The following is a 20,858-nucleotide window of genomic DNA, read 5'->3' on the forward strand; positions in this document are numbered from 1 at the left end:
CCCGCAGCGGTCCGGATAATCCGCGCATGCCCACCACCGAAATAGCCGTCTGGTCCGCCATGCTCGGCGGCTTGCTGACCCTGGCGACAATGGCCCTGGCCGACGTGGTGCGCGGCCGCAACGTGGGGGCCTGGCGCAACCTGATGTTCGTGCTGATCACGGGTGCGAGCTGCGTGCTCATGACCGGCCTGCCCGAGGTCTTCTTCCCCGATCTCTCCGCGCGCATGCTGATGGTGCTCAAGGCCGGGCTCGGACCGCTTGCGGGTGCCATGGGTCTGTATTTCGTGGGCACCTGGCTCGGCGGCGCGCGCGAGGACAACCGCGCGCACCGGCTCACCGCTTTCGGGGGTGCCCTGCTGGTGCCGGTCGCGGTGGCCTTGATGGCCATCGGCAGCCAGATCGATCAGGAACAGTTCCACCTGCTGCTGTTGAGCAGTGCCGTGGTGAACATGGTGCCGGTGCTGGTGGCACTGCGGGTGGCGGTGCGTGCCGCGCAGCTGGGTGACCCGCTGGCGCGCTGGATGGGCTGGGCCCTGGTGTGCCTGGCGTTCACCGTGCTGGGTCACTACCTCAACGGCTTCGGGCAGCTGGGTCTGGGTGGCCAGTTGCTCACCGCCGCGTTCACGGTGCTGTTCTTCCTGATGGCGTCCATGCTGGGCCTGTTCCGCAACCGGCAGTTGCGCGAGCTTGCGCGCCTCTCGCGCCTGGAACAGGGCGCGGACCCGGCCACCGGCCTGCCCACCGGTTCGGCGCTGCTGGCCGACGTGGAGCATGCGTTCTGGCGTGCCGCGCGCCTGCAGAGCGAGTGCTCGGTGGTCTGCCTGTACGTGAGCAACCTGTACGAGCTGGCCGAGTCGGTCGGGCCGGGCGTGGAACACCAGATCCTGGTGACGCTCGCCGCGCGCATTCGCCGCACGGCGGGGTTCCGGTGCATGGTGGGCCTGTACCACCCGCGCTGTTTCGTGGTCGTGTTGTCGGCCAGCCATGAAGAGGCGTCGGCGCGCGCCATCGCCGCGCGCATGGCGCTGACGGCATCGCACCCCATGATCGTGTTCGACGAGCAGCGCGAGCGCCAGCCGTTCCGCCCCCGCGTGGGCCTGGGCATGATCTCGGTCGATCCCGCCACCGCCACGCCGATGGAGGCGATCAACGAGGCCGAGCGCCGTGCGCTGGCCATGGCGGTGGACAACTCGCCCCCGCGCGACAGCGAGCACGGCATCGTGACGCAACCGGCACCGCTGGGTTGAACGCGCCGCGCGCCACGCCACCATGACCGCCCCCCTGCCCTTCAGCCCGGCCGCCGAGCGCAACAAGCAACCCATCCTGGACGTGCTGCGCCGCGTGCTGCCGACGCAGGGCCTGGCGCTGGAAATCGCCGCCGGTACAGGGCAGCACGCGGCCTGGTTCGCCGCCGGTCTGCCGGGCTGGACGTGGCAGCCCACCGACTTCGATACCGATGCCCTGCCAGCCATCGCCGCGCGCGCGGCGGAGCCGGCGCGCAGCGGCCTGGTGTGCGCGCCGCTGCGGCTGGACGTGATGGCGCCGGAATGGCCATTCGAGGCGGCCGCGTTCGATGCGATCTACTGCGCCAACATGCTCCACATCTCGCCCTGGGCCACCTGCGCGGCGCTCATGAACGGCGCGGCGCGGCACCTGACCGCTGACGGCGTGCTGATCACCTACGGGCCGTACCTCGAGGAGGGCGTGCCAACCTCGCCCGGCAACCTGGCGTTCGACGCCAGCCTGCGCAGCCAGAACGCCGACTGGGGCATTCGCCGGCGCGAGGATGTGGAGCAGGTCGCGCAGCGCGCGGGGTTGCGCCTGCGCGAGCGCCACGCCATGCCCGCCAACAACCTGCTGCTGGTCTGGGGCCGGGAACCCTGAGCGCCTCGCGGGCTCCATCCGTCTTCTTTCGTCGATCACGGATTGCCTGCATGCTCAGAAACCTCAAAGACCTGTTCGACAACCTCACGGCCAACCTGATCGCGCCACCAGGCGCCCAGGGCCCCGCCGAGGAAGCACACACCCTGCAACTCGCCACCGCCGTGCTGCTGGTGGAAGTGATGCGCGCCGAGCCCGCGCTGCAGGACAGCGAGCGCGACGCCGTGCTGGCGGCACTGCGCCGCAAGTTCGCGCTGCACGACGACGAGCTGCAGCGCCTGATCGAGCTGGCGCACGACACCGCGCACACCGCCTACGACTACCAGCGCTTCACCCGCCTGCTGAACGAGCGCTTCTCGCAGGAACAGAAGATTGCGGTGGTGGAGGCGATGTGGGAAGTGGCCTTCGCCGACGATCACCTGGACGCGCACGAGCACCACGTCATCAGCAAGGTGGCCGGGCTGCTGCATGTGACGCATGGCGAGTACATCGCGGCCAAGCTGCACGCCCAGGCCGCCATGAAAGGCTGATGGCCGGAGCGCGGCGAGCCGCACAACCGGGTACAGAACTTTGCACGGCCGTCGGGCCGTGTTTACCGGGCGTTCACATGGGGCACGGACCATGGAGTCTCACCAACCCCCAGGAGAACGCTCCATGAAAACCCGAAACCTTGTTGTGTATGCCATCGCCGCCGCCTCGCTCGGCGTGAGCTCCCTGTCTTTCGCGCAAGGCCCGGGCCCGCGCTTCGAGACCGCGCACATGCAGCGCGTGGACGACCGGCGCGATGACCGCCGGGACCACCGGGCCGACAGGCGCGACGACCGCCGCGATTTCCGCAAGGACCGCCACGACGACAGGCGCGATTTCCGCCACTCGCGCAACGACCGCCGCATCTACTACTACAACGCGCGCAGCCCGGAATTCCGCCGTGGTCACTACATCCCCTACGAGTACCGCAGCCGCCAGTACGTGGTGGTGAACCCGCGTTCGCACCGCCTGTATGCGCCGCCGCGTGGCCACCAGTGGGTGCAGGTCGGCAGCGACTATGTGCTGGTGGCTATCGCCACCGGCCTGATCGCCAACCTGATCCTGAACCACTGAAGCCACTCCCCCCAGCAAGGTGTCACGCGCCGCGCATCCGCCAGTCGGGTGCGCGGCGCCCTTCTTCCAGCAAGGCCGGGTGACATTCCCGCGGCACCTGGAGGCCACGCAAAACGCGGCAGAATCGCGCCCATGAACATCCGTCGCCTCACCCTCCCCCTGGTCGCCGCCCTCGCCCTGTCGCTGGCGGCGTGTTCGAAAGAAGAGTCCAGCGGCACGTCCTCGACGACCGCCACGGACAAGGCCCCCATCGCCGCGGCCGAGGCCTTCGACACGCTGGCAGCGCAGGGCAAGGGCTTCACCGCCGGCGCCCTCATGAGCGCGCACACGGTCTACGTGCTGTTCGATCCGCAGTGTCCGCACTGCGGCCACCTCTGGCAGTCGTCGATCCCGCTGCAGGGCAAGGTCAGGTTCGTCTGGCTGCCGGTGGCGATCATGAACGCCAAGAGCGCGCCGCAGGGCGCGGCCATCATGACCGCGGCCAACCCGGTGGAGACCATGAACGCGCACGAGCAGCAACTGCTTGCCGGCCAGGGCGGCATGTCGGCCTCGGCCAGCGTGCCGCCGGACGTGCTGCAGGCGATCAAGACCAACACCGATCTGCTCGAACGTCTGGGCGCGACCTCGGTGCCGTTCATGGTGTCCAAGCACCAGCGCAGCGGCGCCGTCATCACACAAAGCGGCGCCCTGGGCACCGAGGCGCTGGCAGGTTTCCTGGGCATGGGCCAGTAGCACCGCAGCGGCGTCAAAAGCTCCGGTGCGAGGGCCTTGAAACGCCCGTTTTGTCGCTTACCATCGGCGCTTCGAACCGCGTGTTGCGGTGGTCAATGGAGAACCCCATGGGCAAGGAACAGCGCAACGAGAAGATGAGCAAGAAGCCGAAAAAGGACACGTCTGTGCCCAAGGGCCCGGTGTCCTCGGACCGCCCCACGCCACCCGTGACGGCCGTCATGCCGCGTGGCAAGGAAAAGAACAAGTGAGCACCGCGGCATGAAGGCGATCTGGAACGGCGTAACCATTGCCGAGAGCGACGACACCGTGCTGGTGGAAGGCAATCACTACTTCCCCGACAGCGCGCTCAACCGCGACTACGTCAGCTTCAGCAACCACCGCACCAGTTGCCCCTGGAAGGGCCAGGCGAGCTACTACTCGCTGCTGGTCAACGGCGAACTCAACACCGACGCCGCCTGGTACTACCCCGAGCCCAAGCCCGAGGCGGAGATGATCCGTGGCCGCGTGGCGTTCTGGAAGGGTGTGAAGGTCGAGGCCTGAGACCTCGCCCGGGTCCGTGTGGCTGTAAGCATTTGCCCGCGCCCCCGACCAAAGGCCCATGAACCTGACGGGCCTGTTCCTGATCGTGTGCTGCCTTGCCGGCGGCAGGTCCATGGCCATGGACCTGCGGATCGAACCCGCGCTCGAGAGCTGTGGCCTGCAAACCCCACCACCGCCAAAACCACCCGAAGCCGCCGCGCAGCGCATTCCCGACAGCCTGGCCGTGGCCGGTTCGCGCGGACTGGCGTGGGTTTGGCTGGCCGACCCCACGCGGCGCTACCCTCACGTTGCACTGGGCTCGGGTGTGCACGCCGGCAGTGTGCAGGCCCTGGCGAGCCGCCCTGGAGCCGCCGCGCAAACCGTGCGCTACCCCTTGCCGCTCAACCGGGTGTTCGAGGACCGCGTGCCACGCCTGGTCGATCTGGACCAGGATGGCCGTGACGAGATCCTGCTGATCGAAGCCGACGCACTGCGCGGAGCGGCGCTGGTGGTGCTCGGCCTGCGCTGGACGGCCACCGGGCCGAAGCTGTTCGAACAGGCACGAGGCCCCTACGCGGGCAGTTCCTTTCGCTGGCTCAACCCGGTGGGCGTGGCCGATTTCGATGGCGACGGCCAGTTGGACGTGGCCAGCGTGACCACCCCGCACGTGGGCGGTGTGCTCATGCTGCACCATGTGCGCCCGCCCGCGCTGGTGCCGTTCGCCAAAGCGATGGATGTGTCCAACCACCGCATGGGGGCGCTGGAACAGCGCCTGGCGGTGATCGTGCACCAGCCACCGGCACGGCCTGCCATCGTGGTGCCCGACATGACGCGCAAGGCACTGCAGGCGTTGCGCTGGGAAGCGCCTGGCCGCTGGCAGGAGATGCCCGCCGTCTTGCCGATGCCGGGTCTGGTGGAACGGCTGCTGCCCCTGCCGCAGGGTGCCTGCGCCCTGCTCGCCGACGGCAGCCACTGGACGGTGACGTTGCTGCCTTGAGCGGCGCCCGCGTTCAGCGCCGGTCCGGCTTGCGCGGCTTGCTCGCGCGCGCTTTCTTGCGGCCCTGGCGCTCGGCGTCGGCCTGCTGTCCCGCGCTCAGCCACTGCGTGAATTGCTCCGGCGTCTCCAGCGTGATGCGGCCCAGCGCGTTGCTGCGGAAATCGGCGATCACCAGTTCCGCCGCTTTCTGCCAGTTCACCGCACCGCCACCGGCCAGCGCGCCGCGCTTGCGGCCGATGGCTTCCAGCAACGCCTCGTCGGGCATGGCGGCGATGGCTTCGGGTGCGAGGCCCAGCTTGTAGCGCGCCTCCAGCAGACCTGCATACGGCTGCTTGATCTTGCCCAGCAGCTCGAGCGCAACCTCCTGGTCGTCGTAGGCGTTGCGCCCCACCGCGCCACTGGCGGCGAGGTTGAAGCCGCTCTCGGGCACGACGATGCGCGGCCAGAGCATGCCGGGCGTGTCGAACAGGTAGAAATCATCGGCCAGGGCGATGCGCTGCTCGGTGCGGGTCACGCCGGCCTCGTCGCCTGTTTTGGCCGAACGTTTGCCCATGAAGGTGTTGATGAGCGTGGACTTGCCGACGTTGGGAATGCCGCAGATCAGCACGCGCATGGGCTTGACCATGCCGCCTCGCCGGGGCGCGAGTTCGAAGCACGACGCGATGATGGCGCGCGCCGGCGCCGTCACGCTGGCGTCCAGCGCGATCGCGCGGGTGTTTGGCTGCGCGTTGTAATGGGCGAGCCAGAGCGCGGTGCGCGCCGGGTCGGCCATGTCCTGCTTGTTGACCACCTTGAGCGTGGGCTTGCCCGCCGTGAGCTCACCGAGCAGCGGGTTGGCGCTGGAGCCGGGCAGGCGCGCGTCGAGCATTTCGATGACGACGTCGATATCCTTCACGCGCTCGGTGATGGCCTTGCGCGTGAGGTGCATGTGCCCGGGAAACCACTGGATGCTCATGGGAGACGAAAACGCTGTGTGAAAGGGGCAAAGCGGGGATTGTGCCTTGGTGTAATTCCCGGGGTCGGTCGCCATGCCGGTCCCTACAATGAATTCCACATCCATCACCGAGGGGCCCGCATGAGTATCACTGTCAAGATCGATCTGGGCTACGAATTCGACGTCAACGCCAAGGCCGCCGAGGTGTTCGAGGTGCTCTCCGATGTGCCCGAGTCGGTCAGCCACTTCCCCAAGGTGGAAAAGCTCACCGACCTGGGCGATGGCGTCTACCAGTGGGAGATGGAAAAAGTCGGTACCGCGCAGGTGAACATCCAGACCGTTTACGCCAGCAAGTACGTGAGCGACAAGGCGCGCGGCACGGTGAAGTGGACACCCGTCAAGGGCGTGGGCAACGCGCAGGTGGGCGGCAACTGGAAGATCGTGGACAACAAGAAGTCCACCGGCCTGACGCTGGCCATCCAGGGCCAGATCGAGGTACCCCTGCCCGGGCTGATGAAGATGGTGGTGGCGCCGGTGGTCGAGGGCGAGTTCGAGAAGCTGGTCGAGAAGTACATCGCCAACCTGATCAAGCGCTTCGGCGGCGAGGCCTGATCGGAACACCCCCTGCCGCGCTGCGCGCGTCCCCCCTCAAAGGGGGGCGACATCTTGGGCCGGCGGAGCCGGACCCTCGGTGTCCCTGGAACAAGACCCCGTCAGGCGGCGAGGTGCTGCTTGAAGAACGCCAGCGTGCGCTCCCACGCCAACCGGGCCGCGGCCGCATCGAAGCGGGGCGTGGTGTCGTTGTTGAAGCCGTGCTGCGTGCCCGGGTACAGGTGCGCGGTGTAGCGCACGCCGGCCGCCTTGAGCGCTGCCTCGTAGGCGGGCCAGGCGGCGTTGATGCGGTCGTCCATGGCCGCGAAGTGGATCAGCAGCGGCGCCTTGACCTTCGCGGCGGCTTCCGCGGGCGGGTGGTTGCCGTAGAACGGCACCGCGGCCGCGAGATCGGGCAGCTCGGTGGACAGCATGTGCGCGATGCCACCGCCATAACAGAACCCCACCACGCCGATGCGCCCGGTGCCGTCGGGCCGGGCCTTGAGCGCCGCGGCGCAGGCCAGGAAGTCCTGGCGGGTTTTGGTCTGGTCGAGCTGGGCGAACAGCGCACGGGCCTTGTCCTCGTCCCCGGGGTAGCCGCCCAGCGGCGTGAGCGCGTCGGGCGCGAAGGCCAGGTAGCCATCGAGCGCGAGGCGCCGGGCAATGTCCTCGATGTGCGGGTTCAGGCCCCGGTTCTCGTGCACCACCAGCACGCACGGCAGCCGGCCACCCGCGGGCGCCGCCGCGGGCCAGGCGACGTAGGCCTTGATCGCCCCGTAGCCCTGCGGCGAGGGCACGTTCACCGTCTCGGTCTTCAGGCGCGTGTCGTTGGGCGGCACCACCTGCGCGGCGGCAAAGTCCGGGCTGAGCGCGGCCAGCAGGCCGGCGGCGGTCACACCCCCAACGGCGAACTTCGAGGCACGGTCAAGAAACCCGCGCCGGTCGAGATCGCCGTGCACGTAGGCGTCGAAGAGGATCAGCAGTTCCTGGTCGAAGTCGGCGGCAGTCAGGCGGGGTGTCGTCATGGCGGTCTCCTTCGAAAAACCGCAGGATAGGCCCGCCGCGCAACCCCGCGCACAAGGCCCTCTGACTGGTGCGGGCTATGCGCCCGATCAGGCGGTCAGGGCCGTGGCCTGCGTGCGGGGCCGCCCCAGCCGCGCGGGCGAGACGTATTCCTGGCGGTAGATCTCGAAGGGCATGGAGTCGGCCAGTTCGATGGCGCGCTGGTCCTCGATCGACTGGGCGGCCATGGCCTCGTACCGCGCCTGCTGCTTGCTGCTCCAGGGCAGGCCTAGCAGGTGCTGGTGGGTGGCCAGCGACTGCGCGCGTGCGAACGCGACGAAGGAATCGCCGTGCTGTTCGCGCATGGCCTGCAGCACGCGGGCCGAAGGCAGGGTATCGGGCTGCAGCAGCGCCTTGTGCGCCATGGCCACGGCCTCGCTGTGCGCCTGGCCCCCTTCGACAGCATCAAGCGCGGCCGCGATCGGCACCAGTTGCGCGAGCAGCTCGGTGCCCCACTGCACCAGGGGCACGCTCTGACCACCACGCATGAGCAGCAGCCCGGGCTCGCGGCCCCGAGCGGCGGTGAGGTGCTGGTTCTGCGCGAGTTCGCGGATCTCGGCCGGCGTGTCGGGCGGGCTGTCCGAGAGCAGGCAGTGCAGCAGGAACACGTCGAGGAAGCGCAGCGTGGATGCGCCGATGCCGATCGGCTCGAAGGGGTTGAGGTCCATCAGGCGGACCTCGATGTATTCGACGCCGCGCTCGCGCAGCGCGTGCAGCGGCCGCTCGCCGGGGAAGATCACGCGCTTGGGGCGGATGGTGCCGTAGAACTCGTTCTCGATCTGCAGCAGCGTGGTGGCGAGCTGGTTGTAGTCACCGCCCGGGTTGCGGATGCCCACGGCTTCGTAGGCCGGCCAGGGCCGCGTGAGGGCGTCGTGCAGCGAGGCCGCATAGCCTTCGAGGCCGTTGTAGCTCACCGCCAGTGTGGCCTGGGCCTCGCTCTGGTAGCCGAGCCGGCCCATGCGCAGCGAGGTGCCATGCGGCATGTACAGCGTGCCGTTGCCGCCGAGTTTCTGCAGCTCGTGGTCACGGCCTTCGACGAAGGTCGAACACAGTGCCGGCGAAGCACCGAACAGCGTGAGCAGCAGGAAGGCGTGGCGGCGGAAGTTGCGGATGAGGGCGAAGTAGCCGTCGTTGTCCACGCCGGGCAGCGACCAGTTGTAGTGGATGCCCGAGATGGTCTGCATGCGCCGGCCATAGCGGTGCGCCAGGCCCATGCGGTAGACGCTCTTGGCGCGCCCGACGTTGGACGAGCCGTAGCGCCCGATCGGGATGGTTTCGTCAGGGGGCAGGCCGCAGGGCATGCTGGACGCCCACATCATTTCCTCGCCCTGGGCACGCAGGCTGCGCACGGTGTACTGGTGCACCTCGGTGAGTTCGGCCAGGCAGGCTTCGACGCTGCCATGCACACCGGTGATGAGCTCGAGCTGCGACTCGCTGTAGTCGGTGGTGATGTGCGGGTGCGTGAGCGCGCTGCCCAGCGCCGCCGGGTGGGGTGTGAGGGCCAGCCGCCCGTCGGCCTGCGAGCGCAGGCTTTCTTTTTCGAGGCCGCGACGCATGCCGCGCAGGCGCTCCCCCGTGAGGGTGGCCAGCCGTTGTTCTGGAGAGGTCATACAGGCGTCGTGGTTCGGGTCCGGGGCCGGAAGTTACCACGCCGGCGCCATTTCTGCAGGCAGCAGCGGGATCACCTCTGTGCTAGGCATTTCAATGTCGGTTTGCGCGCGCAGCAGCCAGGCCTCGATGGCCGCGGGCTCGTGCAGCAGGCGCAGTTCATCGAACGCTGCCTGCGCCTGGGGGTAGTGCCGGCGCAGGTAGTTCAGCCACTGCTTGAGGCGGCCCGCACGATGGCGGCGCTCCACGCGCGCGCTCACCTGCTGCCAGAACAGCTGAAACAGCGGTGGCAGCACCTTCCACGGCACGCCGCCCTGCCCCTTGATGGCCAGCGCCAGGCCAGGGTCGGTCACCATGCCGCGGCCGATCATCAGGTGCTCGCAACCGGTCACCTCGCGGCAGCGCTGTGCGTCGGCCACGGTCCAGATCTCGCCGTTGGCGATCACCGGGATGCGCAGGTGCGCGGGCAGCGAGGCGCGCACCTCGGCAAGCCGCTCCCAGTACGCGGGCGGGCGATAGCCGTGCGCCTTGGTGCGGGCGTGGATCACGAGTTCGTCGGCCCCGGCGGCGGCGATGGCGTGCGCGCACTCCTCGGCGCGCGCGTCGTCGTTGAAGCCCAGTCGCATCTTGGCCGACACCGGCACCTGCGCGGGCACGGCACGGCGCACGGCGGCGACGATGCGACCGATCAGCTCGGGCTCGTCGAGCAGCACCGCGCCGCCGCGGCTCTGGTTCACCGTCTTCGCGGGGCAGCCGAAATTCAAGTCGATGCCGTGCGGGCCCAGGCCGGCCAGGCGCTCGGCGTTCTCGGCCAGCAAGGTCGGGGCCGAGCCCAGCAACTGGGCGCGCACCGGTACACCGGCGCGCGTGCGCCCACCGTTGAGCAGTTCGGGCACCACGCGGATGAAGGCGCGCTCAGGCAACACGGTGCTGGTGACGCGGATGAACTCGCTCACGCAACGATCGATGCCACCGGTGCGCGTGAGCACGTCGCGCAGGGTGGCGTCGAGCAATCCTTCCATGGGGGCGAGCAGCAGCATGGGGGTATTGTCCTTTGGCCGGACAATGCCCGGATGTTCCTGTGTTTTTCTCCGGCTGGTCCGGTCATCGGCGAGTGGAGTGCCAGCGACACCTCTGGCTGGTGGGGGCATGGCGCTCTGTGGAGCGAAGTCAAGGAGGAGGCGGCTCCAGCCGCCGGGGGACATGAGCGGAACAGGGCGCCGTGCGCCCACCAGTTCGCGAGGTGAACGTGAGCGACCTCACCGTCTTGCACGAAGACGAAAGCATGATCGTCCTGGACAAACCCGCGGGCCTGCTGGCGGTCCCCGGCAAAGGTCCCGACAAGCAGGACTGCCTGAGCGCCCGAGCCCAGGCCCGCTGGCCCGACGCACTCGTCGTGCACCGACTCGACATGGCCACCTCCGGCCTGGTGGTGATGGCGCGCGGCCTGGCGGCACAACGTACGCTCAGCCAGGCATTCGAAACGCGCCAGGTGCACAAGCGCTACACCGCCGTCGTGGCCGGCACGCTGAACAACCCGCAACCCGACAACGCCTGGAACACCATCGACCTGCCCATCACCATCGACTGGCCCAACCGCCCACGCAGCATCGTGAGCAACGAACTGGGAAAGCCCAGCATGACACGCTGGCGCCTGGCCCCCACGCCGACCCAAAGCCCGACGGTGCACACGGGCATCGCGACGCGGGTAGAACTCGAACCCGTGACCGGGCGCACACACCAGCTGCGCGTGCACCTGCAGGCCATCGGCCATGCGATCCTCGGTGACGCGCTGTACGCGGCGCCCGAACAACAGGCGCAGGCACCCCGGCTCCTGCTGCACGCCCACCACCTGGCGTTGCCGCACCCGCAAACGGGCGCGGCGATGCAATTCGAAAGCCCCTGTCCCTTCTGAGAGCTTCCATGCCGCAAACACCTCGACTGCATCTCACCATCCTCACCGGCGCCTCGCGCGGCATGGGCCTGGCCATGGCCATGCAACTGCTCTCACCCACGCGCGAGCTGCTGTGCATCTCGCGCCGCATCAACCCCGCGCTGGCCGACGAGGCCCAGCGGGTGGACGCGCACCTGACCCAGTGGGTGCAGGATCTGGCCGACACGACCGGTGCGGCCGCGCGCCTGCAGACCTGGCTCCAGGGACTGGACGCCGCCGCCTTCGCCAGCGCCACGCTGATCAACAACGCCGGCGTGGTGCCGCGCATCGGCCCGCTCGAACAGTGCCCGCCCGACGAACTCGCCAACGCGCTGCGCGTGGGCCTGGAAGCACCGATGCAGCTCAGCGCCGCCTTCCTGCGCGTCACCGGTGCCTGGGCGGATGCGGGATGGCGCGGCCCGCGCAAGCTGCTCAACGTCTCCTCCGGCCTGGGACGCAGTGCCATGGCCGCGCAGGCGCCCTACTGCGCCGCCAAGGCCGGCATGGACCACTTCACGCGCTGCAGCGCGCTCGACGAAGCGCAACGCGCGCACGGCGCGAAGCTGGTGTCGCTCGCGCCCGGCGTGATCGACACCGACATGCAGACCCACTTGCGCGCGGGCGACCCCGCCGCCTTTCCTGACCGCCAGCGCTTCCTGGAACTCCAGAGCAAGGGCCTGCTCACCTCACCGGAAGACGCCGCCGCGCGCGTGCTCGCCTGGCTGGATCGCCCCGACTTCGGTGCGAACCCGGTGGCGGACGTGCGCGACTGACCACCCCCACCGGAGCATTGCCATGCCCTCCACCGACCCGAGCCGCCGCCGCTTCACCCAGGCAGCCGCCTGCGGACTCGTCACGTTTCCAGCGGTGGTGCTGGCCCAGCCCGCCGGCTTCTGGACCCTGCTGCGCGAAGGTGGCTGCGTGCTGCTGATGCGCCATGCGCAAACCGACCCCGGCGTGGGCGACCCGCCGAACTTCGAGATCGGCAATTGCAGCACCCAGCGCAACCTGAGCGCGGCCGGCCGCGAGCAGGCGCGGCGCGTGGGCGCGGCCTTCGTGCGCGAACGCGTGAAGGTCGACCAGGTGCGCTCCAGCGCCTGGTGCCGCTGCGTGGATACCGCCATGCTGGCGTTCAAGCAGAACACGGTGTGGCCGCCGATCAACTCTTTCTTTGGTTCTGACACGCGCGACGTGCAGACGCGTGCGGTGCTCGACGCGGTACAGGGCTGGCAGGCGCCGCGCAACCTGGTGCTGGTGACGCACCAGGTCAACATCACGGCGCTCACGGGCCAGGGACTGAGCATGGGCGAGATCCTGCTCACCCGTCCTGCCCGCGAAGGGAGCGGCACTCAGTTGCGCGTGCTCGCCCGCCAGACTTTCTGACGCAGCGCAAACCCGCGACGGGCCGGCGGGCTACGATGACGGGCATTGCCATCTACAACAAGGAGATTCCCCATGAGCAGCCGTGAAGTTTTCGTCGTCAGCGCCGTGCGCACCGCCATCGGCACCTTTGGCGGCAGCCTGAAGGACCAGCCCCCCACCGAACTCGGTGCCCTGGTCGTGCGCGAATCGCTCGCGCGTGCCGGCGTGGACGGCATGGACGTGGGCCATGTGGTCTTCGGCCACGTCGTCAACACCGAGCCGAAAGACATGTACCTCTCGCGCGTCGCCGCCATCCACGGTGGCTGCGCCGAAGGCACGCCCGCGTTCAACGTCAACCGCCTGTGCGGCTCGGGCCTGCAGGCCATCGTCTCGGCCGCGCAGGGCATCCTGCTCGGTGACACCGACGTGGCCATCGGCGCGGGCGCCGAGTGCATGAGCCGCGCGCCGTTTGCCAGCCTCAACATGCGCTGGGGTGCGCGCATGGGCGACACCAAGATGGTGGACATGATGGTCGGCGCGCTGCACGACCCCTTCCACACCATCCACATGGGCGTGACGGCCGAGAACATCGCCGCCAAATGGGGCATCAGCCGCGAGGACCAGGACAAGCTGGCCGTGGAAAGCCACAACCGCGCGCAGCGCGCCACCGAGGCAGGTGTGTTCAAGGACCAGATCGTCCCCGTCATCCTCAAGAGCAAAAAGGGCGACGTGGCCTGGGCCACCGACGAGCACTTCCGCCCCAACGCGACGCTGGAAGACATGGCGAAGCTCAAGCCGGTGTTCCTGAAGGAAAACGGTACCGTGACCGCGGGCAACGCCTCGGGCATCAACGACGCGGCCGCCGCCGTGGTGCTGATGGAAGGTGCGCAGGTCAAGGCGCGGGGTGCAAAACCCCTGGCCCGCCTGGTGGCCTACGCACACGCTGGCGTGGACCCGAAATACATGGGCATCGGCCCGGTGCCCGCCACGCAGGCGGTGCTGAAAAAGGCCGGCCTGACGGTGAAGGACCTGGACGTGATCGAGGCCAACGAAGCCTTCGCCGCGCAAGCCTGCGCCGTCACGCGCGACCTCGGCCTGGACCCGGCCAAGGTCAACCCCAACGGCTCTGGCATTTCACTCGGCCACCCGATCGGCGCCACCGGCGCGCTGATCACGGTGAAGGCGGTCCACGAACTGCACCGCATCGGCGGCAAGTACGCGCTGGTGACCATGTGCATCGGTGGCGGGCAAGGTATCGCGGCGATCTTCGAGCGGGTCTGACAACCCGGCGTTGTCTGCGGCCCGGCGCGCCGCCTGCGGTCAGCGCCGGATGGCACACAGGTGGGCAGATGTGGAACCCTTGCAGGCCATGACCTGCAGGGGAGTCCAACTTGTGCCACCGCCGTTTCATCCCGCCCCTCCTGGCCCTGCGCGCCGGCGCGCTGACCGGCTGGCTCGTTCTTGCAAGCGGCGTCGTTCCTGCCCAACCCCTGGAAGAACTGGCGCCGCGTTCGGTCATTGCACCGCACCAACCTCGGCCACCCAATGCCCTGTACCTGAACAACCGGCACATCGCGACCTTCCGCACCACCCTGCTGGGCGATTCACCGACTGACCGGGTGGAACTGGCTCGCGCCGCGCTGGCATCGGCCCTGCGGACCGCTACCGTCCATGCGGTGACGCACAGCACCACGCCGGGTTCCGTGCGCTTCGAGGTGAACGGTCGCACGGTGTTCTTTCTGGTGGCCGCCGACGCGGGCACACCCCGGCCTGAGGCCGCGCTGGCGTCGGCGGCGTTCGAGGTGCGGCAACGGCTGGAGAAAGCGGTGGCGGAAGAGACCGAGCTGCATGACCGCCGGCGCATCGCATCCGACATCGCGATCTGCCTCGCAGCCAGCGTGCTTGCAGGGCTCCTGGTGCGCACGGCGCTGCTGATCCGCCGGCGCATCGGCGAGCGCTTGCTCGCTGCCCTGCGCAGCCCGCAAGCACCCGCCGGCACCATCCGCCTGGCCACCACCTTCTCCGAACACGCCCATCTCACCGGCGGGTTGCTGGCGCACGCCGTGGTCTGGACGGTCGTGCTGCTGATCCTGGACACCTGGATCACCTTCGTCCTGCTGCAGTTCGCCTGGACGCGCCCCTGGGGCGAACTGTCCTCCACCTGGTTGATGGACCTGCTGCGCCACTTCGCCCATTCCGCGGCGGCTGCGGTGCCCGGCCTGGTGGTGGCGGGCTTCATTTTCCTGATCGCACGCATGGTCTCGCGCGCCAACGCAGCCTTCATGCTGCGGGTGGAGCGGGGCCATATCGCGCTGTCCTGGCTCGACGCACACACCGCCCTGCCGACCCGGCGCCTGTGCGACGCCGTGCTCTGGCTGTTCGCCCTGGCCATGGCCTACCCCTACCTGCCCGGGTCCGGGACCAACGCGGTCAAGGCGCTGTCGGTGATGACGGGGCTGATGCTGTCGCTGGGGGCCTCCAGCGTCGTCGGGCAAGCGCTCTCGGGGATCGGCCTGATGTACTCGCGCTCACTGCGCGTGGGTCAGCACGTGAGAATTGGCGATAGCGAGGGAACGGTGGTCGCCATGGGCATGTTCACCACCCGGTTGCACACCGACGCGGGCGAGGAGGTGTGTTTGCCCAACAAGATGATCTTCGGCATGCCGATCCATTACCTGCCAACGGTGTTGAAACATGGCCTGGCCGACCCGCCAGACCACGCAGCTTGACACCGCACGCGCCCGACAACCTTGCGAAAAGCCAGCGCAGCGCGAACGCGTGGCGGCTTCAGTCGCCCTGGAACCCACCGTTGCGATAAGTCACCACCAGCGTGTCGCGCCAGCCCAGGGCATCGTCCTGCAGCGGCTGGATCGGCGTGCTCTCGTGGATCACGCGCGCATCGTCGAGCAGCAGCAGCGACCAGGGCTCGCGCAGCGTGAAGCGCTGACCGCCCGGGCCGCTGGCCTCGAACACGCGACTCTCGCCGCCCTTGATGGCGTGGCGCGCCACCATGAACACGGCCACCAGGTCCACGCCGTCGCGGTGCGCACCTTCGGGCGTGGGGCGACCGATGCCGTCCGTGGTGTCGATGCGGAACGGGTGCGCTTCCACGTACCAGGGCTGCGCGCCACGCAAGGCGCTGGCGGCCTCGCCCAGACGCACCAGCAGGCGGTTCCATACCGGCTGCGCCACCACCTCGGGCTCCATGGGTTCGAACCAGCGCTGCATGCCACCGTGCAGCGCGTTGTATTCCAGCGGCTGCCAGTGCGCGCGGTGCGGCGACTGCTCGACCCGCCCGCCATCGACCACGAAGCAGCTGTGGCGCCGGCTGCGGTAGCGCCCACCGTCCTTCAGGTACGCGTCGGCCGGCAGGTGGTCCCAGCCGGCGTGCAGCGCGGCCAGCTCGGCGGGCGTGGCGGGCAGCCACTCGGCCACGGCCGTTGCGCTCAGCAGCGCGAAACCGGCGGTGTTCAACGCGCTGTGCAGGTCGGACAGCGGCACGTAGGGGGGCTGGAATTCGCTGGTCATGAGGCTGGCCAGTGTAGCGGTGGCGCAGCCGCACACAGCGTGGCGGGGGCATGTCGCAAGAAGGTTTGCGCTGGATCAACGCGGGCCCGCGGCGCCACTGCCAAGCTTCACCCATGCCCTGTCGGGACAGGCGCAAGGAGAAGACGATGGAGATCTCTGAATGGTCGGACGCGCTCCGGCTGGACTTCGTTCCGCTGGACACGCTCAACCGCGAGCTGATCGAGGACCTGGCGCGCGCGCAGCGCGCCGACAATGGCGAGCTGCTTCAGGCCTGGGTGGATCTGGTGGCGCACGTCGCCGCGCATTTCGGACAGGAAGACCGCTGGATGCGCACCACCGGCCATGGCCAGTCGGAGGCACACGCGCTCGAACACCGGGTGGTGCTCAACCTGCTGCGCGAAGGCCTGGCGCAGGCACGCAACGGTCAGCTGGCACCTGTGCGGCAGATGGCGCGCGAACTGGGCACCTGGTTCACGCGGCACACACAATCGTTCGACGCGGCCCTGGCATTGCACCTGCGCAGCCACACGCGCACCTGAGACCCCGTGCAAACCACCCACCCACGAGGTGGCGCGCCACCATGCGAGGAGACAGCACCATGACCGACGATCCGCCACCGCCATCGGTGTTCGACCTGCCACTGGCCTCGCTGCAGGCAGGCGACCCGCTGCGCTGGCTGCGCCAGGGCTGGGCCGACTTCGTGCGCTGCCCGCGCATCGGCCTGTTCTACGGCCTGTGCTTCTTCCTCATGGGCCATGCGCTGCTGGCGGTGTTCCAGGCCGCGCCGGCGTATGTGCTCGCGCTCTCGGCGGGCTTTCTGCTGATGGGTCCGTTCCTCTGCCTGGGCCTGTACGACGCCAGCCGCGCGCTGCAGTCCGGGCACACGCCGTCGCTGCGCGCCTCGCTGCTCGCATGGCGGCCGACCAAGGGCACCATGGCCATCTTCGCCGGTGTGCTTCTGGTGCTGGAGATGCTGTGGGGCCGCGCTTCACTGGTGGTGTTCGCGGTGAGCTTCAACACCCTGCCCGGCAGCGGCCCCCTGCTGGCGCAACTGCTCGACCCGCAGAACCTGGGCTTCCTGGTCACCTACGCGCTGGTGGGGGGCGTCTTCGCCGGCCTGATCTTCGTGACCAGCGCCATCGCCATCCCGATGATCCTCGACCGCGAGGTGGATGCCATCTCGGCGGGCCTGACCAGCATCCGCGCCTGCCTGCAGAACCCGGGCGTGATGTTCTGGTGGGGCACATTGATCACCGGCCTGGTGGTGCTGGCCATGCTGCCCGCATTCCTGGGCCTGTTCGTGGCCGGCCCGCTGGTGGGCCACGCCACCTGGCACGCCTACCGGCAGATCGTGCCGGCGCAGGCCTGAGCCTCAGGCGTTGACGTTCACCACCAGCCGCCCGCGCACCTGGCCGGCCAGGATGTCGCTGCCGGCGGCCATGGCGTCGCGCAGGCCGATCTCTGTCGTGATCGCCTTGAGCTGCGCGCGGTCCAGCTTCTTCGCCAACGCATCCCATGCGGCTTCGCGTCGGGCCATCGGCGCCATCACGCTGTCGATGCCGTACAGCGTGATGCCGCGCAGGATGAAGGGCGCCACGCTCGCGGGCAGGTCCATGCCCTGTGCCAGGCCGCAGGCCGCGACCGCGCCGCCGTAGCGCGTGCTGGCGCAGGCATTGGCCAGCGTGTGGCTGCCCACCGAATCGACCACGGCGATCCAGCGCTCCTTCTGCAGCGGCTTGCCGGGCGCGCTCAGTTCGCTGCGATCGATCACGGTGGCCGCACCCAGCGACCTCAGGTAATCGGCCTCCTGCGGCCGGCCGGTGGACGCCACCACCGTGTGTCCCATGCCGGCGAGCAACGAGATCGCCACACTGCCCACGCCACCGCCCGCACCGGTCACCAGCACGTCACCACTGCCGCTGGCCACGCCGGCATCGGCCCAGTGCTTCTGCAACGCCATCACGCACAGCATGGCCGTGTAGCCCGCGGTTCCCAGCGACATTGCCTCGCGCTCGCTCAGCGTGTCGGGCAGAGCCACGAGCCAGTTGCCTTTGACGCGCGCCATCTGCGCCAGGCCGCCCCAATGGGTTTCTCCGACACCGAAGCCATTGAGCAGCACGCGGTCACCGGCCTTCCACCTGGGATGGTCGCTCTGCGTCACCGTGCCCGCGAAGTCGATGCCCGGCACCATCGGGAAGCTGCGCACCACGGGCGACTTTCCCGTGATGGCCAGGCCGTCCTTGTAGTTCACGGTCGAATAGTCGATGCGCACCGTCACGTCGCCGCTGGCGGGCAGTTGCGCTTCATCAAGCTGCGTGAGTTCGCAGCGGTAGCCCGACTCGGGTTGGGTGATCACGAGGGCATTGAACATGGGAGGGCTCCTAGGATGACGTCATGGGCGCCGACTCGCGCCACAGGCGCACTGTCAACCACCAGGCCAGCACGGCATCGACCAGCGCCATCAGGCTCAGCACCAGCCGCAAGCCGCCGGGTGGGTCGGCGATCTGCAGGTACAGCACGATGCCCGACGACAGCAGCTGCAGGGCCAGCATGAGCCAGAACAGGCCGCGGCGCGGTTGCCAGAGGCGGCGAAAGGCTTCGGTCAGGGACGGCATGCGTTCATTGTGCCGCCATCGTCTTCTGCGCCTCCTGCTCCTGCAGCAGGCGCCACATGACCTTGCCGCTGCCGCTCTTGGGCAGCGCGGCCACGAACTCGACGGTGCGAGGGCACTTGTAGGCCGCCATGTTCTCGCGGCACCAGTCGATCACGCCCTGCTCGCTCGTGCTGCCGCGCGCGGCTTCGCGCAGCACCACCACGGCCTTCACGCTCTCGCCGCGGTAGGCGTCCTGCGTGGCGATCACGCAGGCCTCGGCGATGGCGGGGTGGCGGAACATCAGTGCCTCCACCTCGGCCGGCCAGACCTTGAAGCCGCTGGCGTTGATCATGCGCTTGAGGCGATCGGTGATGAAGAAGTAACCGTCCTCGTCGACCCGGCCCAGGTCGCCGGACCGGAAGAAGCGCTTGCCCTCGAAGGTGATGAAGGCGGCGTCGGTGGCTTCGGGGCGCTTCCAGTAACCGTCGAACACCTCGGGGCCGTGGATGATGATCTCGCCCGATTCGCCCCGCGGCATCTCCTGCAGCGTGATCGGGTCGACCACGCGCGCCTCGGTGCTCAGGAAGGGGATGCCCAGGCACTGCTGCTTGGGGTGGTCGGGCGGGTTGTTGTGCGAAGGCGCGGCGGTCTCGGTCAGGCCGTAGCCCTCCGAATAACGCAGACCGTACTGCTCCAGCAGGCGCTGCGCCACGGCCTGTGGCATGGCCGCGCCGCCACCGCCGACCAGCACCAGGCTGGAGAGGTCGTACTGGTCGAAGCGCGGGCTCGCCAGCAGGTCGATGATCATCGTGGGGATGTTGGTCCAGTGCGTGACGCGCCAGCGCGAGATGAGCTGGCCCGCGAGGTCGCGGTCCCAGCGCGGCATCATGACCATGGTCGCGCCGATGTACACCGCGGCGTGCATGCCGGCCACCATGCCGGTGATGTGGAACATCGGCACCACCAGCAGGCCCACGTTCTCTGAAGTGCTGTGGGTCCACTGGCCCACGGCCACCGCGTTGTGCATCACGGTGCGGTGCGGGTGCATGCAGCCCTTGGGCAGGCCGGTGGTGCCGCTGGTGTAGGGCAGCACGGCGAGGTCGTCCGGGCCGCGGTTGTGCGCCGGCGCGCTGCCGGTGCAGGCCAGCGCATCGGCCCAGTCGCTCACGCTGCCACCGGGCAGCGCGGGCACGGCGTGGCGCGCGCCCAGCCAGTCGGCCCAGGCCGGTGGAATCTCCGCCTTTGGACCGATGGCGTCGCTGTAGTGCGAGACCACGAGGTGGCGCAGGCGTTCGCCCTCGGGCACCTCGCTGTTGGCCTTGAGCAGATCACCAGCGAGATCGGCCGCGGCAATGGCCACGCGCGCGTCGGGGTCGGTGATGTAGTGCTTGAGCTCCTCGGCCCGGTTCATCGGGTTGACCGGCACCACCACCGCGTTGGCGCGCAGGATGGCGAAATGCGCCACCACCCATTGCGGGCAGTTCTGCATCAGCAGGATCACACGGTCGCCGTCCTGCACGCCCTGCTGCCGCAGGTGCGCCGCGAGGCGCTCGGCCTGCTCGTGCAGGTCGCGGTAGGTGAACACGCGGTCGAAGAACACCAGCGCGGGCTTGTCGGGGTAGCGCAGCGCGCTCACCGCAAGGTTGTGCCAGAGCGAGGTGGCCGGCGGGTGGATGCGGTGCGGCAGGCGCGAGGGCCAGAAGCGGTGGTGCGCCCATGGGTCGGGCATGGGCGCCGTACTGGCTGGCGCAGGGGCGGTGGCGGTGGTGCTCATCGCTTGTCTCCGATGTTCTTGATGTCCAACGAAACCAAGCATACGGGCCGCGTCGGGGAACCGGCATGGTGCTTGTCGCGCCCGGGACCGTCGGCGCGCGCGGCGGTGGCACGGAACCTGCGACGCCACACGGGCCGGCGTCCGCACGGGGCCATGCGGGATCGTGACATGAAAAATTTGCATGTCTTTCCCACGTAAACCCCGATCCCCCCTCCAAAAGGGCAGGGATACATTGGTTGCGC

At 69.0% G+C, this 20,858-nt stretch carries 24 protein-coding genes; 16 read left to right on the top strand and 8 right to left on the bottom strand.

What is annotated here, in order from left to right; genetic code table 11:
• The first annotated feature begins 26 nt into the window (after positions 1–26).
• The 8 genes from K5880_RS00605 to K5880_RS00640 all read left to right on the top strand — a co-directional run bounded on the left by K5880_RS00605 (position 27) and on the right by K5880_RS00640 (position 5,230).
• The gene (locus K5880_RS00605) at positions 27–1,247 is read left to right on the top strand and encodes a diguanylate cyclase (protein WP_297647290.1); all 1,221 of its coding nucleotides are present in this window, start codon (positions 27–29) and stop codon (positions 1,245–1,247) included.
• A 22-nt stretch (positions 1,248–1,269) separates the two neighbouring features.
• Positions 1,270–1,884: a DUF938 domain-containing protein gene (locus K5880_RS00610; RefSeq protein ID WP_297647293.1), complete on the top strand. Its 615-nt coding sequence runs from the start codon at positions 1,270–1,272 to the stop codon at positions 1,882–1,884.
• Positions 1,885–1,934: 50 nt separating this feature from the next.
• Complete coding sequence (locus K5880_RS00615) at positions 1,935–2,411, top strand: TerB family tellurite resistance protein (RefSeq protein ID WP_297647295.1); 477 nt, start codon at positions 1,935–1,937, stop codon at positions 2,409–2,411.
• Between the two features lie 124 nt (positions 2,412–2,535).
• On the top strand, positions 2,536–2,982 hold the full coding sequence (locus tag K5880_RS00620) for an RcnB family protein (RefSeq protein WP_297647297.1): 447 nt from the start codon (positions 2,536–2,538) through the stop codon (positions 2,980–2,982).
• 132 nt (positions 2,983–3,114) lie between these two features.
• Positions 3,115–3,714 (top strand): thioredoxin fold domain-containing protein, encoded by a 600-nt coding sequence (locus K5880_RS00625; RefSeq protein WP_297647300.1) that lies wholly within the window; start codon positions 3,115–3,117, stop codon positions 3,712–3,714.
• Between the two features lie 107 nt (positions 3,715–3,821).
• Complete coding sequence (locus K5880_RS00630) at positions 3,822–3,962, top strand: hypothetical protein (RefSeq protein WP_297647303.1); 141 nt, start codon at positions 3,822–3,824, stop codon at positions 3,960–3,962.
• 10 nt (positions 3,963–3,972) lie between these two features.
• Positions 3,973–4,254 carry a DUF427 domain-containing protein gene (locus tag K5880_RS00635; RefSeq protein ID WP_297647306.1) on the top strand — a complete coding sequence of 94 codons (282 nt, stop codon included), beginning with the start codon at positions 3,973–3,975 and terminating at the stop codon, positions 4,252–4,254.
• Between the two features lie 58 nt (positions 4,255–4,312).
• Positions 4,313–5,230: a VCBS repeat-containing protein gene (locus K5880_RS00640; protein WP_297647309.1), complete on the top strand. Its 918-nt coding sequence runs from the start codon at positions 4,313–4,315 to the stop codon at positions 5,228–5,230.
• A gap of 13 nt (positions 5,231–5,243) precedes the next feature.
• Here the strand turns inward: K5880_RS00640 and ylqF are convergent, their stop codons facing one another.
• On the bottom strand, positions 5,244–6,185 hold the full coding sequence (ylqF, locus tag K5880_RS00645) for a ribosome biogenesis GTPase YlqF (RefSeq protein ID WP_297647312.1): 942 nt from the start codon (positions 6,183–6,185) through the stop codon (positions 5,244–5,246).
• Positions 6,186–6,305: 120 nt separating this feature from the next.
• Here ylqF and K5880_RS00650 point away from each other — a divergent pair, with 120 nt between their 5' ends.
• Positions 6,306–6,776: an SRPBCC family protein gene (locus K5880_RS00650; protein ID WP_297647314.1), complete on the top strand. Its 471-nt coding sequence runs from the start codon at positions 6,306–6,308 to the stop codon at positions 6,774–6,776.
• A gap of 101 nt (positions 6,777–6,877) precedes the next feature.
• Here the strand turns inward: K5880_RS00650 and K5880_RS00655 are convergent, their stop codons facing one another.
• The 3 genes from K5880_RS00655 to K5880_RS00665 form a co-directional block, all read right to left on the bottom strand.
• Complete coding sequence (locus tag K5880_RS00655; RefSeq protein WP_297647317.1) at positions 6,878–7,780, bottom strand: dienelactone hydrolase family protein; 903 nt, start codon at positions 7,778–7,780, stop codon at positions 6,878–6,880.
• A gap of 87 nt (positions 7,781–7,867) precedes the next feature.
• Positions 7,868–9,427: a glutamate--cysteine ligase gene (gene gshA / locus K5880_RS00660; protein WP_297647320.1), complete on the bottom strand. Its 1,560-nt coding sequence runs from the start codon at positions 9,425–9,427 to the stop codon at positions 7,868–7,870.
• Between the two features lie 33 nt (positions 9,428–9,460).
• Positions 9,461–10,465: a tRNA-dihydrouridine synthase gene (locus K5880_RS00665; RefSeq protein ID WP_297647323.1), complete on the bottom strand. Its 1,005-nt coding sequence runs from the start codon at positions 10,463–10,465 to the stop codon at positions 9,461–9,463.
• Between the two features lie 245 nt (positions 10,466–10,710).
• On the opposite strand from K5880_RS00665, the gene K5880_RS00670 reads away from it, so the two are divergent.
• The 5 genes from K5880_RS00670 (at position 10,711) to K5880_RS00690 (ending at position 15,449) form a co-directional block, all read left to right on the top strand.
• Complete coding sequence (locus tag K5880_RS00670; RefSeq protein WP_297647779.1) at positions 10,711–11,340, top strand: RluA family pseudouridine synthase; 630 nt, start codon at positions 10,711–10,713, stop codon at positions 11,338–11,340.
• A gap of 8 nt (positions 11,341–11,348) precedes the next feature.
• Positions 11,349–12,131, top strand: a complete 783-nt coding sequence (locus K5880_RS00675) for an SDR family NAD(P)-dependent oxidoreductase (RefSeq protein ID WP_297647326.1) — start codon at positions 11,349–11,351, stop codon at positions 12,129–12,131.
• 22 nt (positions 12,132–12,153) lie between these two features.
• Positions 12,154–12,741, top strand: a complete 588-nt coding sequence (locus K5880_RS00680) for a histidine phosphatase family protein (RefSeq protein WP_297647329.1) — start codon at positions 12,154–12,156, stop codon at positions 12,739–12,741.
• Between the two features lie 72 nt (positions 12,742–12,813).
• Positions 12,814–14,001: a beta-ketothiolase BktB gene (gene bktB / locus K5880_RS00685; RefSeq protein WP_297647331.1), complete on the top strand. Its 1,188-nt coding sequence runs from the start codon at positions 12,814–12,816 to the stop codon at positions 13,999–14,001.
• A 110-nt stretch (positions 14,002–14,111) separates the two neighbouring features.
• A complete protein-coding gene (locus K5880_RS00690; protein WP_297647333.1) occupies positions 14,112–15,449 on the top strand; it encodes a mechanosensitive ion channel domain-containing protein in 1,338 nt (445 codons plus the stop codon).
• 58 nt (positions 15,450–15,507) lie between these two features.
• Here the strand turns inward: K5880_RS00690 and K5880_RS00695 are convergent, their stop codons facing one another.
• Positions 15,508–16,248, bottom strand: a complete 741-nt coding sequence (locus K5880_RS00695) for a 2OG-Fe dioxygenase family protein (RefSeq protein ID WP_297647336.1) — start codon at positions 16,246–16,248, stop codon at positions 15,508–15,510.
• Between the two features lie 146 nt (positions 16,249–16,394).
• Between K5880_RS00695 and K5880_RS00700 the strand changes: the two genes are divergently transcribed.
• Both K5880_RS00700 and K5880_RS00705 read left to right on the top strand, forming a co-directional pair.
• The gene (locus K5880_RS00700) at positions 16,395–16,787 is read left to right on the top strand and encodes a hemerythrin domain-containing protein (RefSeq protein WP_297647339.1); all 393 of its coding nucleotides are present in this window, start codon (positions 16,395–16,397) and stop codon (positions 16,785–16,787) included.
• Positions 16,788–16,846: 59 nt separating this feature from the next.
• A complete protein-coding gene (locus tag K5880_RS00705) occupies positions 16,847–17,617 on the top strand; it encodes a DUF2189 domain-containing protein (protein WP_297647341.1) in 771 nt (256 codons plus the stop codon).
• A gap of 3 nt (positions 17,618–17,620) precedes the next feature.
• Here the strand turns inward: K5880_RS00705 and K5880_RS00710 are convergent, their stop codons facing one another.
• From K5880_RS00710 to K5880_RS00720, 3 genes are read right to left on the bottom strand one after another with little or no spacing between them, the layout of a single operon-like run.
• A complete protein-coding gene (locus K5880_RS00710; RefSeq protein WP_297647344.1) occupies positions 17,621–18,619 on the bottom strand; it encodes an MDR family oxidoreductase in 999 nt (332 codons plus the stop codon).
• A 10-nt stretch (positions 18,620–18,629) separates the two neighbouring features.
• The gene (locus tag K5880_RS00715) at positions 18,630–18,863 is read right to left on the bottom strand and encodes a hypothetical protein (RefSeq protein ID WP_297647347.1); all 234 of its coding nucleotides are present in this window, start codon (positions 18,861–18,863) and stop codon (positions 18,630–18,632) included.
• 4 nt (positions 18,864–18,867) lie between these two features.
• On the bottom strand, positions 18,868–20,571 hold the full coding sequence (locus tag K5880_RS00720) for a long-chain fatty acid--CoA ligase (protein ID WP_297647782.1): 1,704 nt from the start codon (positions 20,569–20,571) through the stop codon (positions 18,868–18,870).
• Positions 20,572–20,858: the final 287 nt, after the last annotated feature.

The sequence above is a fragment of the Hydrogenophaga sp. genome (assembly GCF_025699295.1).
Taxonomy (GTDB): domain Bacteria; phylum Pseudomonadota; class Gammaproteobacteria; order Burkholderiales; family Burkholderiaceae_C; genus Hydrogenophaga.